Origin of the sequence: Bradyrhizobium macuxiense, assembly GCF_007993935.1 — a bacterium.
GTDB lineage: Bacteria > Pseudomonadota > Alphaproteobacteria > Rhizobiales > Xanthobacteraceae > Bradyrhizobium > Bradyrhizobium macuxiense_A.
Genome location: NZ_VITY01000013.1, coordinates 52,288 through 65,054, shown reverse-complemented (window position 1 = coordinate 65,054; position 12,767 = coordinate 52,288). Strand labels below are relative to the sequence as shown.

General features: G+C 66.2%; 13 protein-coding genes and 1 pseudogene. 7 read left to right on the top strand and 7 right to left on the bottom strand.

Going from position 1 to position 12,767, the window contains the following annotated elements:
• Positions 1–58 precede the first annotated feature (58 nt).
• The 5 genes from FBZ93_RS29915 to FBZ93_RS29900 form a co-directional block, all read right to left on the bottom strand.
• Positions 59–652 carry a TetR family transcriptional regulator gene (locus FBZ93_RS29915; RefSeq protein ID WP_050423578.1) on the bottom strand — a complete coding sequence of 198 codons (594 nt, stop codon included), beginning with the start codon at positions 650–652 and terminating at the stop codon, positions 59–61.
• Positions 649–783, bottom strand: a complete 135-nt coding sequence (locus tag FBZ93_RS41780) for a hypothetical protein (RefSeq protein WP_016843141.1) — start codon at positions 781–783, stop codon at positions 649–651. Before FBZ93_RS41780 ends, FBZ93_RS29915 begins: the two co-directional genes overlap by 4 nt.
• Before the next feature lie 627 nt (positions 784–1,410).
• Positions 1,411–2,019, bottom strand: coding sequence for a hypothetical protein (locus tag FBZ93_RS29910; protein WP_146991006.1), 609 nt, complete (start codon positions 2,017–2,019; stop codon positions 1,411–1,413).
• The gene (locus FBZ93_RS29905) at positions 2,012–2,701 is read right to left on the bottom strand and encodes a hypothetical protein (protein WP_146991005.1); all 690 of its coding nucleotides are present in this window, start codon (positions 2,699–2,701) and stop codon (positions 2,012–2,014) included. The genes FBZ93_RS29910 and FBZ93_RS29905 overlap by 8 nt, the downstream gene beginning before the upstream one ends.
• Positions 2,698–3,465 carry a MotA/TolQ/ExbB proton channel family protein gene (locus FBZ93_RS29900; protein WP_146991003.1) on the bottom strand — a complete coding sequence of 256 codons (768 nt, stop codon included), beginning with the start codon at positions 3,463–3,465 and terminating at the stop codon, positions 2,698–2,700. The genes FBZ93_RS29905 and FBZ93_RS29900 overlap by 4 nt, the downstream gene beginning before the upstream one ends.
• A gap of 250 nt (positions 3,466–3,715) precedes the next feature.
• Here FBZ93_RS29900 and FBZ93_RS29895 point away from each other — a divergent pair, with 250 nt between their 5' ends.
• From FBZ93_RS29895 to FBZ93_RS29880, 4 genes are all read left to right on the top strand, one after another.
• A complete protein-coding gene (locus tag FBZ93_RS29895) occupies positions 3,716–5,086 on the top strand; it encodes a histidine kinase (RefSeq protein ID WP_146991001.1) in 1,371 nt (456 codons plus the stop codon).
• 16 nt (positions 5,087–5,102) lie between these two features.
• Positions 5,103–5,756 carry a response regulator gene (locus FBZ93_RS29890; RefSeq protein WP_146990999.1) on the top strand — a complete coding sequence of 218 codons (654 nt, stop codon included), beginning with the start codon at positions 5,103–5,105 and terminating at the stop codon, positions 5,754–5,756.
• A 188-nt stretch (positions 5,757–5,944) separates the two neighbouring features.
• Positions 5,945–7,252, top strand: a complete 1,308-nt coding sequence (gene purB, locus FBZ93_RS29885; RefSeq protein ID WP_146990997.1) for an adenylosuccinate lyase — start codon at positions 5,945–5,947, stop codon at positions 7,250–7,252.
• 85 nt (positions 7,253–7,337) lie between these two features.
• A complete protein-coding gene (locus tag FBZ93_RS29880; RefSeq protein ID WP_146990995.1) occupies positions 7,338–8,510 on the top strand; it encodes a M20 aminoacylase family protein in 1,173 nt (390 codons plus the stop codon).
• 67 nt (positions 8,511–8,577) lie between these two features.
• Here FBZ93_RS29880 and FBZ93_RS29875 read toward each other — a convergent pair whose 3' ends face one another.
• Together FBZ93_RS29875 and FBZ93_RS29870 are read right to left on the bottom strand one after the other, a co-directional pair.
• Positions 8,578–9,570, bottom strand: coding sequence for an agmatine deiminase family protein (locus FBZ93_RS29875; protein ID WP_146991195.1), 993 nt, complete (start codon positions 9,568–9,570; stop codon positions 8,578–8,580).
• Between the two features lie 112 nt (positions 9,571–9,682).
• A complete protein-coding gene (locus FBZ93_RS29870) occupies positions 9,683–10,246 on the bottom strand; it encodes a cytochrome b (protein WP_146990993.1) in 564 nt (187 codons plus the stop codon).
• 173 nt (positions 10,247–10,419) lie between these two features.
• On the opposite strand from FBZ93_RS29870, the gene murI reads away from it, so the two are divergent.
• From murI to FBZ93_RS29855, 3 genes and pseudogenes are all read left to right on the top strand, one after another.
• The gene (gene murI / locus FBZ93_RS29865) at positions 10,420–11,217 is read left to right on the top strand and encodes a glutamate racemase (RefSeq protein WP_146990991.1); all 798 of its coding nucleotides are present in this window, start codon (positions 10,420–10,422) and stop codon (positions 11,215–11,217) included.
• A gap of 60 nt (positions 11,218–11,277) precedes the next feature.
• On the top strand, positions 11,278–12,054 hold the full coding sequence (locus tag FBZ93_RS29860) for an HpcH/HpaI aldolase family protein (RefSeq protein ID WP_146990989.1): 777 nt from the start codon (positions 11,278–11,280) through the stop codon (positions 12,052–12,054).
• Between the two features lie 294 nt (positions 12,055–12,348).
• A pseudogene (locus FBZ93_RS29855) lies at positions 12,349–12,727 on the top strand (cupin domain-containing protein).
• Positions 12,728–12,767: the final 40 nt, after the last annotated feature.

The window sequence follows — 12,767 nt, the reverse complement described above, 5'->3', positions numbered from 1 at the left end:
GCGGAGGGCTAGGGAGAGGGGTGCCGCTTGCTCAGCTGAGGGAGAGAAAGACGTCGGGCTAAGGCTTGCAGACCCGCACGCCGCGCAGCAGCAGGGCGATCAGGGCGTCGATCCGCGACGGGCATTCCGGCTTGGCCCATTCCTCGGCATGCGCCGGGTGATGGTAGCGGACGGTCGCGTCGAACACGGCGCGCGCGGTCGCCTTGACGTTGTCGATCTCGAACACACCCTGCGCGACGCCGTCGGACAGGATTTTCGCGATCAGATCGACCTGCTTGTCCTTGTAGGCTTCCACCACCTCGCGCGCGTCCTGCGCCAGCGCGAGGTAGGTCGCGAACATCTCCGGATCGTCGCAGACCTTCTTCTGCTTGATCGAGAAGGCGGTGCGCAGCCATTTCTCCAGCCGTTCCGGCGCCGGGCCCGAGCCGGCTGCGATCTTGCACAGCGGCTCGTTGGCGCGGTCGAGCCAGCGCTTGGCGACCGCGTCGCGCAGCGAGGCCTTGCTGGGGAAGTGACGGTAGACGCTGCCGTGGCTGACATCCAGCGCACGGGCAACGTCGACAACGGTGGCCTTGGAAAGCCCGAAGCGCCTCAAGACATCCTCAGTTGCCTCAAGGATCCGCTCGGGTGTCAAAACCACCGCCTCGTTCATGCGTTTACCGTCTGGTTATCGCTGTCCTGCCCGCGGGTGAACTTGGCAGCCTGGGCAGCCAAATGGCGGGCGACGCGAAGGTTGAGCCACTGTTGAATCTGGGCGGTCAATTGGAAGATTTCTATCGTCATGGAGGTAGTCCTTCGAGGTAATCAAATCAGGTTCGGCTCCCCCGGCCAAAACGCCGGAACAGCCACTGGGCGCCCTCCTCCCTTGGGCTGGTTAGTATATACACCATCTCGCTGACAGATTTCAATATCTGTCAGACAATATTTTGTGAAATGATAGCCGGGCCGCCGGGGCCCGCCGGTCGGGTTCCGGCTCATGGGGCTACACCGTTCCGTGAGCGGCAGGGCGATCCGCCGGGGCGTGCATATGTCTCGATACGGCCAGCCCGACCAGCCCAAGAAAGGCTTGCCAGGAGAGGTTTGCATGGACCACCCAATCACTTTCAAGGAGATCGCCAAGATCACCGCCGGCGCGGTGGCCTCGCTCGTCATTGTCGGGTGGCTGATGGTTGTCGCGATCGCATTCCTGTCGGTGTGAGATCGCTTTGGCGGCGCTGGAATCGAAAGGGGCCGCTTCACGCAGCGGCCCCTTTGCCGGGAAAATGGCTTCGGGATAAAATCTAGCCCCGGTTAGGAATTAGATTACACCGAGCTGACCGTTGGCGGGATTCCGGATCACTACTGTCCACCCCGCTGACCGATTATTGGCGATCCCTATTTTTATGCCATCCTCAGCCGGTGCGCCTCGTCCTATTGCTGCTCGTCCTTGGGCGGCATCCGGGGCGGCGGCAGCGGCGTGAACACCGATCCCTGTGCGCCCGCCGGCGGGGCCACGAACGTCCCCGTCGTGGAATCGCCGCCCGTGGTCTCCACGATCGTCTTCGGCGTGATGTACTCCCTGACGAAGTCCATGATGGTGCCGTCGCCGCCGCCGAAATCCGCCGCCCGCCCGCCTTGCGGATGGCCGGCCTTGATCTCGTTGTCGGCGGTGTGGGTCTGCTCGGCCAAGGCGTCGCTGTAGGGAATGCGGAAGGCGCGCGGCACGGCGCTCGGCCGGTTGTCCTCGTCGAGTTCCTCGACCCACAGATAGATCGAGCCCGGATCGCCCTCCAGCGAATGCGGCTCCACGATCCGCGTCGACAGCAGCTTGAAGTTGGCCGGCAGCTTCTCCGCGGAGGCCCAGCCGAGCAGGCCGCGCATGCCGCCGAAGCTGACGAAATAGAACGCGCTGGTCACGACGATGACGACCGCCTTCAGCGACCAGTGCAGCCGCGCATAGACCAGCACGATCAAGAGCAGCGCACCGATCACTGCGTAGGCGACTGCAATGGTGAGGATCACTGACTGCAAGCTAATCATTGCGGAGCACCCTGACGCCGGATCTCGGGGCGCCGGTGTTCGGATCGAGGTCGGCGCCGTTGCGCCAGCTGCTGCGGAAGGTCTCGAGCAGCGATTTCGGCCGCCGGTCGACGTTGATCACCTTGCCCTCGGCATCAAGACGAAACCTGACGGCGGTCTTCTCGTCGCCGGTGTGATCGACGGTCAGCTTGTCGTCGAAGATCACCTGCGCCGTCGGATTGAGCTTCTGCACCTTGACGTTCGCCTGCACCGGCTCGCCGGTCGTCGCCTGGAAATGCGAGACGTTGACGGTGTATTCGCCGGCGACGACCCCGCGCAGGGTGACGATCTCCTCGCGGATCGGCGAGGCGATCTTCTTGCCGTTGACCACGATGAAGTCGTTGGCGCCGCCGCGATCGTCGCGGTCGAGCGTCAGGAAGCCGGCCTCGCGATGCCGGTACCAGGCGATATTGCCGGCGGGGTCCTGCACGAACAGGTCGAGATCGTCGGGATGGTTGTCCGGCCAGTCCATCGTGATGATGAACTCCGCCTTGGATTCGATCTTGCCGTCCTTGGAGTCCGGCGACACCGCAAGCAGCGCCAGGAAGAACAGGAAGGCGATCACCTGGAGCGCCTTGAACAGCATGACGCCGAGCGGATCGAACGGCTCCTCGCGCGGATAGAGGCCGAACTCGTCCATCATGACGGCGTACCAAGGCGGCGCTCCAGGGCCGGCGTGACGTGGGTCTCGGTCAGCACGACGGCATCGGAGAACACCCGCTGGGTCGCGGAATCCAGCATGTAGTACTGGATCCGGACCAGGATCGATCCGATCAGCCCGGCCAGCGTCGTGTACATCGCAACCGCCATACCGTCGCTCATCAGGCCCATCGACGATTTCATCGCGACCTTGTCGGCGGCATCGAGCGAGGCGATCGGCGCCAGCATGATGATGAAGCCGATGATGGTGCCGAGCAGGCCGAGCTTCATCAGCGTGTCGGAGACGAAGGCACCGAAACCGTTGGAGCCGCGCAGACGGTCCGCCAGCGTCCGCAGCAGCAGGGTCTGGTCGATCCGGCCTTTGGCTTGCGCGTCGGCCTTCTGAACCAGGCTCTTGATGTGATCGGTGACGAGACCACGCGGCAAGCCGCGCGCATCCGATACCAATGCCTTGGCGCCGTCAGGCGCAGCGAGGATGGTGCGGCAGGACCGCGCCACCTCACCTTCCCGCGCGATCGCCCGCGTCCGCCAGAAGCAATGGATGCAGGTGACGACGTAGAGCACCGCGATGACGCTGGAAATGTAGGTGCGGTCGGAACTGACCATCAGGCGGATCAGCCCGTAGCGCCACAACAGGAAGGCGGCGAACACCGAAAGGCCGGTGAAGATCATCCAGAGCAGCAGCACACTGCGCTCCGCCGCGTCCGTGCCGGCCGGTGCGGCCGCGGCCTCGACCTTGGCGTCCATGCTGCGCTCGCTCCCTGTGGCGACTGTTCCGCGAGGCCCGTGTCAGAACCTCAGCTACGGTTAGAGCAGAGCCGGCCGGCGCCGTCCAAAGACATCTGCCCAAATTTGGTCGGGCAAATTTCCCGACCTGCATAGCTTGGCATGCTTGCGATTGGCGGGGAACGGGGGTGCTGTTAGCATCAGGCCACTCATTTGAGCATGAAACCGCACCGCGCCTGTTCGGATCATGCTCCGGCCGTGGAGTGATCGCATGCGCCTCGTGCTTCAACTGGTCGCCCGCCTGCTCGTCATCGTCGCGCTATGCCTCGGCGCCGCTACTGTCTGGGCCACGATCGATGCCTATCGCAGCGTCGATCGCGCCACCGAGGCCTCCGCCGCGCGGGTCTCGCAGTCGCTCGAGGCGCTGTATTGGCGTGAATTGCTGCTCCGCAGCAACCGGATGCGCGAGCAATTGCTGCCAGCACCGGACTGGCGCACCATCGAAACCATGGGCCTGATCGCGCCGGGGATCTGCGTGCAGTTCGAACCGGCCGGCGCCTTCGAGAAGCCGCTCTGCGGCCAAAGCAAGGGGATCGGCAAGGCGCCGCCGCGCTGGTTCGCGGCCACCGTGCAGGCGATGCTCGGCGCGCACGCCACCGTGGAGCGGCCGATCAGCGCCCGCGCCGCGACCGCGGGAACCGTCCGCGCCATCTCCGATCCGGACGCGGCGATCGCGCTCGCCTGGCAGCACATCCTGGACAACATCCATGTCGCGCTGCTGATGGCGCTCGCCATCGCGCTGCTCGCCTCGCTGGCGATCGCGCATACGCTGGCGCCCGCCCACTCGATCGTGTCGGCGCTGCGCCGCATGGCCGACGGCGAGTACCGCACGCCATTGCCGCGCGTGCGCTCGATGGAGCTTGCGATGATCGGTCGCGCCGTCGGCGATCTCGGCGATCGCCTCGCGCAGGCCGAGGAGGAGCGCACGACGCTGACGCGGCGCCTGCTTGAAATCCGTAGCGACGAACGCCGCGCTCTTGCGCGCGAGCTGCACGACGAGTTCGGCCAGAATCTCACCGCGATCCTGGCCTTCGCCAACACGATCGAGGCGAGCGCCGGCGACAAATACGCCGCCGGTACGGAAATCGCGCAGGACGCACGGATGATCTCGCAGGCGACGCGCCGCATCATCGCCTGCCTGCGCGATACGCTGAACCGCTTGCGCCATCCGCCGGCCGAGGAGCTCGGGCTGGAAGCGAGCCTGGTCGATCTCGTCGACAGCTGGCGATCGCGCACCGCGCAGCCGATGATCCAGCTCGATCTGCAGGGCGACCTCGCCGACATCAGCGGCACGGTTGCCGTAACGGCCTATCGGGTCGCGCAGGAATGCCTGACCAATGCGCTGCGCCACAGCGCGGCGCGCGAGATCGTGCTGCGGATCGAACGGCGCAGTGGCCCCGAGAACGCGCTGCTGGTGCGGGTCGAGGATGACGGCGGCGGCGATGCCGCCAAGGTGGCGCAGTCGGCGGGCTTCGGCCTCACCGGCGTCAGCGAGCGCGTCGCCGCACTGGGCGGTTCGCTGTCGATCGCCCGCGCCAGCCGCGGCCTCTCGGTCGCCGCCACGATCCCGCTCGCCGCCTGAGATGACGACCGCGAAGATGACAGCCGTGAAGACTCGGGGAATCTCGATCCTGCTGGTGGATGACCATCCGGTGGTCCGCCAGGGCTACCGGCGCGTGCTCGAGCATCAGGACGATTTCAGCGTGGTCGCCGAGGCCGACAACGCCGCCAACGCCTACCGCGCGTTCAAGTCGCACGGGCCCGACGTCGTGGTGATGGATATCTCGATGCCCGGCGCCAGCGGGCTGGAGGCGATCCGCAATATCCGCGCGCGCGATCCCGACGCCCGCATCCTGGTCTTCAGCATGCACAGCGAGGCCGCCCAGGTGAAGGCGGCGTTCGGCGCCGGCGCCTCCGGCTTCGTCACCAAGGGAAGCGAGCCGGCCGAGCTGATCGCGGCGATCCGCTCGGTGGCGCGCGGCGAGCATGCGATGAGCGACGACGTCGCGCGGGTGCTCGCGCTGGAGAGCCTGGTGCCGACCAAATCCGCGCTCGACCAGCTCGGCGAGCGGGAGATCGAGATCCTCCGGCAGTTCGCGGCCGGCAGCACCAAGGAGCAGATCGCCGCCAACCTCAACCTCAGCACCAAGACCGTGCAGAACTACCACTATCTGATCAAGGCCAAGACCGGCATGCGGACCGACGCCCAACTGGTCCGCCTCGCCGTCGAATGCGGCCTGGCGAACCTGTAGGCCCGTCCCAGCCTCGTAGCCCGCCCGGGCGAGCCAACGGGCCGCGGACCGCCGATTTCGGCCGGTTTTCCCCGCCAAATCCCCCGAATGGGTGGCCTCGTCGGCCCCAATTTGCTAAAGCACGGCGTAAAAAATAATTCGGCCGGGAGCCACCTTTGCGCCCCGCCCGGCCCACTTCGGAGTTCTCGATGATCCCCCGTTATACCCGCCCGGAAATGGCCTCCATCTGGGAGCCGCAGACGCGTTTCAAGATCTGGTTCGAGATCGAGGCGCATGCCGCCGACGCGCTGGCCGAGCTCGGCGTGATCCCCAAGGAAGCCGCCAGGACGATCTGGGCCAAGGGCAAGGATGCCACCTTCGACGTCGCGCGGATCGACGAGATCGAGCGCGAGACCAAGCACGACGTCATCGCCTTCCTGACCCATCTCGCCGAGATCGTCGGCCCCGAGGCGCGCTTCGTGCACCAGGGCATGACCTCCTCCGACGTGCTCGACACCTGCCTCAACGTCCAGCTCAAGCGCGCCGCCGACCTGCTGATCGCCGATCTCGACCGGGTGCTGGCGGCGCTGAAGACCCGCGCCTTCGAGCACAAGATGACGCCGACCATCGGCCGTTCCCACGGCATCCATGCCGAGCCGGTCACCTTCGGCCTCAAGCTCGCCTATGCCCATGCCGAGTTCGCCCGCGCCCGCGCCCGCCTGGTCGCCGCGCGCGACGAGATTTCGACCTGCGCGATTTCGGGCGCGGTCGGCACCTTCGCGCAGATCGACCCGCGGGTCGAAGAGCACGTTGCGAAAGCGATGGGCCTGCGGCCGGAGCCGGTCTCGACCCAGGTGATCCCGCGCGACCGCCACGCGATGTATTTTGCGACGCTCGGCGTGATTGCCGCTTCGGTCGAACGGCTCGCGGTGGAGGTGCGCCATCTGCAGCGCACCGAGGTGCTCGAAGCCGAGGAGTTCTTCTCCGAGGGCCAGAAGGGCTCGTCGGCGATGCCGCACAAGCGCAACCCGGTGCTGTCGGAAAACCTCTCCGGCCTGTCGCGCATGGTGCGCGCCTATGTGACGCCGGCGCTGGAGAACGTCGCGCTGTGGCATGAGCGCGACATCTCGCACTCCTCGGCCGAGCGCATGATGGGCCCCGATGCCACCGTCACCCTCGACTTCGCGCTGGTCCGGCTCGCCGGCCTGATCGAGAAGCTCTTGGTCTATCCGCAGAACATGCAGAAGAATCTCGACCGGCTCGGCGGCCTGGTGCATTCGCAGCGCGTGCTGATCGCGCTGACCCAGAAGGGCGCCAGCCGCGAGGACGCCTACAAATTCGTGCAGCGCAACGCGATGCCGGTGTGGCGCGGCGAAGGCGACTTCCAGACGCTGCTGAAGAACGACCCCGACGTGAAGAAGTACATGAGCGATGCCGAGATCGAGGAGAAGTTCGACCTCGGCTATCACCTCAAGCACGTCGACACGATCTTCAAGCGGGTGTTCGGGGAGAGCTGAGGGAGACCGCCATTCCCACGTGACATCGCGGCGGGTTACGCTACGCTGACCCGCCCTACGCAATCACAAGAAACGGACGCTCCCCATGCCCATCGTCAATCGCGTTGCCGCCCTCTCGGATGAAATGGCCGCATGGCGCCATGACTTCCACGAGAACCCCGAACTGCTCTACGAGGTCCACCGCACCGCCGGCATCGTCGCCGACAGACTGCGCGAGTTCGGCTGCGACGAGGTGGTGACGGGGATCGGGCGCACCGGCGTGGTCGGCGTTATCCGCGGCCGCAAGAACGGCTCGGGCAAGACCATCGGGCTGCGCGCCGATATGGACGCGCTGCCGATCGTGGAGGCCGCCGACGTGCCCTACGCCTCGAAGGTCCCCGGCAAGATGCACGCCTGCGGCCATGACGGCCATACCGCGATGCTGCTGGGCGCCGCGAAATACCTCACCGAGACCCGCAATTTCGATGGCACCGCGGTCGTGATCTTCCAGCCCGCCGAGGAAGGCGGCGCCGGCGGCAAGGCGATGGTCGACGACGGGCTGATGACCCGGTGGGGCATCCAGGAGGTCTATGGCCTGCACAACATGCCCGGCCTGCCCGAGGGCTACTTCGCGACCACGCCGGGCCCGATGCTGGCCTCGTCGGACACCTTGAAGATCGTCGTGCGCGGCAAGGGCGGCCACGCCGGCGCCGCCCCGCACGAGGCGGTCGACAGCGTGCTGATCGGAGCCCAGATCATCAATGCGCTGCAGTCGATCGTATCGCGCAATGTCGACCCGCTGAAGTCGGCGGTGATCTCGATCACGATGTTCGAAGCCGGCAGCGCCTTCAACGTGATCCCGGAAACCGTCACGCTCGGCGGCACCGTGCGTACGCTCGATCCCGAGGTGCGCGACCTGGTCGAGCGCCGGATCGGCGAGGTCGCTTCCAACATCGCCAAAGCCTATGGCGGCTCTGCCGAGACGGATTATGGACGCATGTATCCGGTGACGCTGAACCATGCGCATCAGGCCGGCATCGCCGCCGAGATCGCCCGCGACGTGGTCGGCGCCGACCGCGTCAACGACAATCTGGTGCCCGTCATGGGCGCCGAGGATTTTGCGTTCATGCTGGAGGCGCGCCCCGGCGCGTTCGTCTTCCTCGGCATGGGCGACGGCCCGATGTGCCACCACCCGGCCTACAAGTTCAACGACAACATCCTCGGCCACGGCGCGTCCTACTGGGTGCGCCTGGTCGAGAAGCAGATGCCGGCGGGCTAGCACCGCTTGCGCAATTGATGAACGACGAATGGTCCGGCCGCGATCCATCGCGCCCGGGCCATTCACATCACGGACGCGGCTGCTGTTGCGTGGTGCAATGAATGCCGCCACCGCCGGCGGCGATGCCGTCGATGTTGAGCTGGATGATTTCCCGGTCCGCGAACAGCTCCCGCAGGACATCGCGCGCATTGCGGTCCGCGGCCGCATCGCCAAACTCGGGCGCGATCACGGCGCCGTTGCAGACGTAGAAATTGATGTATCCGGCAGCGAAGTCCTTCGTACCGTGCTTTGGACGCACCGTCGACGGGCCCTGCAACACCACGACATCCAACCGCCGGCCCTTCGCATCAACGGCGCCGTGCAGGAGATCGAGGTGCCGCCGCGTCACCGCGTGATCGAACGACGACGAATCCGGTTCGAGGCCGGCCACCACGACGCCGGGACCGGCAAACCGTGCGTAGAAATCGGTATGTCCGTCGGTGATGTCCTTGCCGGCGATGCCGGGCAGCCAGATGATCTTATCGAGCCCGAGCAGGCAAGATAGCTCGGCCTCGCATGCGTCCCTCGACACGCCCGGATTGCGATTGGGGTTGAGCACACAGCTCTCGGTGATGATCGCTGTCCCCTCACCGTCGACTTCGATCCCGCCGCCTTCCAGCACCAGTCCGGCCTTGACGAACGTCGCATTCGCGGCACGAGCCACGTGCTCTGCGACCCCGGCATCAAGCGCGTGGCGTTGCTTGTTGCCCCAGCCGTTGAAGTTGAAACCGACGGCACCAAGCTGCCCCGTGCTGTCCCGCACAAACACCGGACCGGTGTCGCGCATCCACACGTCATCGATCGATCGAACGACGAGGCTGACCGAGGGGCCGCACAGCCGCGCGGCAATCTCGCGGTCCTCCTCGCGCACCAGCATGTTGACGCGTTCATAGGCGGCGATCGCCTTGGCGATGCCGGCGAGATTTTCCCTGGCGACGGGAAGCAGCTTGCCGCCCCAGATCGCCGCGCTGGCGCCGAACGCCATCCAGGTCGCGGCATGCGGCGCGCCCTCGTCCGGCATCCGCCAGTTCGCATTGTCTCGCGCAAGATCGTCCACGAGGTCCCGGCCGCTTCGGCCCTCCCGGCTTCACCGCCAGACTAGCGCCGCCACCGGCGCGACGCCACGACCGGCGCTAGCGGGCGGGGCCGGCCTCACCCGCTCCGATCATCCGCGCGGCGACGCGGTCGCGTTTGACGAAATGATGGAAGGCGACCGCGGCAAGATGCAGCACGATCAGCGCCAGCAGCACATAGGCGAAGAAGATGTGACGGCCTTCATAGGCATCCGCCGCCGCCTTGTCCGGCGAGGTGATCTGGGGCACGTGGAACAGGCCGAAGAAGCTCGAATAGTCCTGCGCGCGGGACCCGGAATGCGCCCAGCCCAGCATCGCCACCAGGATGGTGACCGCATAGAGCGCGCCGTGGTTGATCCGGGCGGCGATCCTTTGCCAGCTGGGCATGTCGGCCGGCAGCGTCGGCGTCGGATTGACCCCGCGCCAGACCAGCCTGAGCACCGTGAGCAGCAGCACCAGATAGCCGATGTCGGCATGGATCGACCGGTAGAAGAACTTGTCCGCCCGCGCCGGGATGTGGTTCATCCACCAGCCATAGGCCAGCATGCCGATGATGGTGATGCCGAGCCCCCAGTGGAACGCCCGGGCGAGCGAACCCCAGCTTGCGGTGGTATTGCGGATCATGGTGGAGCTGCCCCGTCAGGATTTCGCACGTCGCGGCAATAGTTTGCCGTGATACTTGCAGGGATCGGTCAAGGCCATATGAAATTCCCGCCTTCACTGCCTTTTGTCGGCCCCAAAGGCCGGGCAGGCAAAGACAACTGAATGGTAACCCTGCTTCGGATAGACTTTTCACCGTGTCCACTCCCCCGACCATCCTTGTGTTCGATTCCGGCCTCGGCGGCCTCACCGTGCTGCGCGAGATCGTCCGCGCCCGGCCCGACGCGCACTTTGTCTATGTCGCCGACGATGCGTTCTTCCCCTATGGCCACCACACCGAGGACGAGATCATCGCCCGCGTGGTGCCGCTGGTCGGCGAGCTGATCCGGGCGCACGCGCCCGACCTGGTCGTGATCGCCTGCAACACGGCATCCACCCTGGTCATGTCGCATCTGCGCGACGCCTATCCTTTGCCCTTCGTCGGCACGGTGCCGGCGATCAAGCCGGCCTGCGCCTCGTCGAAGACCCGGCGCGTCTCGGTGCTCGGCACCAGGGGCACCGTGAAGCGCGAATATACCCGCAAGCTGATTTCGGATTTCGCGCAAGGCTGCGAGGTGACGCTGGTCGGCTCCGGCGAGCTCGCCTCGCTGGCGGAAGCCGCCCTCAGCGGCCAGAGCGTGCGCGACGAGGACATCGCGGCCGAGCTCGCGCCCTGCTTCGTCGGCAATGGCGCGAGCGACCCGGCCCGCACCGATACCGTCGTGCTGGCCTGCACGCATTATCCGCTGCTGCTGGAACGGCTGAGGCGGCTCGCGCCCTGGACGGTCGACTGGATCGATCCGGCGCCGGCGATCGCCCGCCGCGTCGCCGACCTGCTCGGCCCGGTAGGCACCGAGACCGACGAGGCCGGCGCCGAGATGATCTTCACCTCGAAGCGACCGCACGCGCTGTCCGCGGCGCTGACGCCGTTCTTCGGCGGCCGCGTCCCGGCCTGATCCTTTCCGCCGTCACAGCGCGCTGCTAGTTTGCCCTCGCCTCACCGAGGGAGCACCGCATTGACCTCAGCACCGCTGACGCCGCTCAACCGCCTGCGCAAGCAGTGGCGCGACAAGCGCCCGACCTTCGGCGCGATCGCGACCATTCCGAGCATTCAGACCGTCCAGATCATGGCGCAGTCGCTGGACTGGATCATCGTCGACCTCGAGCACGGCCCGATCGATCTCGGCACCGCGCATGCGATGATCGTGGCGACCTCAGGGACGCCATGCGTGCCGATGGTGCGGATCGCGGCGAACGAGCCGCACCTTGCCAAGGCGCCGATGGACATCGGCGCGCTCGGCATCAACTTCCCGATGATCTGCAACCGCGGCGACGCCGAGAAGGCGGTGCGCAGCGTGCGCTATCCGCCGAACGGCGACCGGCTGTGGGGCCCGTTCCATGCGCCGTTCCGCTGGGGCGTCTCGATGAACGACTACATGGCGACCGCCGACGACGACATGATCTGCATGATCACGATCGAGCACGTCGATGCCGTCAACCGGATCGACGAGATCATGGCGACGCCCGGCATCGACCTCGCGGTGATCGGCCCCGGCGATCTCGCCACCTCGATCAACAAGCGCGGGCTGCCCGACGATCCCGAAGTGGTCGCACTGATGCAGCGCGCCGAGGAAGGCATCATGAAGAGCGGCGTGCCGATCGGCGGCGTCGCGCGCACCGCCGAGCAGGCCAACGCGATGATCGAGCGCGGTTACCTCGCGCTTGCGCTCGGCTTCGACTGGTCGCTGTTCCAGCGCGGCATTGCAGCTGCGTTTGCCGGGATCAAGCGATAGGCGTGACGCGTGCTCGCGCCGGCGAGCAAGTTCCAGTGATGTCACGGAGGAACCGCAACGCAACTCCGCGCGCTGCGATCAGCTGAACGCCAAGCGCTGCAATTTCCTGAACGGCTTGTCAGCCCTCTGTAAGCTCGGCCGCGGATAATTCCACGACGGCCAGCGTTATTGGATGAACGGACTAATCCCAATGTCGAAAGCATACGTCACACAGCGCCCGCTTTTCGCCGCGATTCCGCGCTGCTAGAGTTTCGCGGGTTGGGAGGAAATTACAAATTGCTGCTTGGTCTCGCCGTGATTGCGTTTGCCGGCGCCGGCGCTGCCTTTGTCGGTGCTGGCGCTGCCTTGGCGCAGCAGAGCGGCATCAAGCGAACGCCGCTGCAGAAGGTCGATTTGCCGGCGGGCTACAACACGGTCACCGCGATCGCCGAGGTTCCGGCCGGGGGTGCGTCGGGGCGTCACAGCCATCCCGGTGCCGAAACCGGTTATGTGCTCGAAGGCGAGCTGGAGCTTGTGATCGACGGCAAGCCGCCGCTGACGCTGAAGGCGGGCGATTCCTACCAGATTCCGGAAGGCGGTGCACGATGCCAAGCCTTCCGGCGACAAGCCGCTCAAGGTGATCGGCGTCTACGTGGTCAAGGCCGGCGAGCCCTTGGCGAAACCAGCGCCGTGAACCCGAACCGATTGGTTTCCGACCAATCGGTTCATGTTGG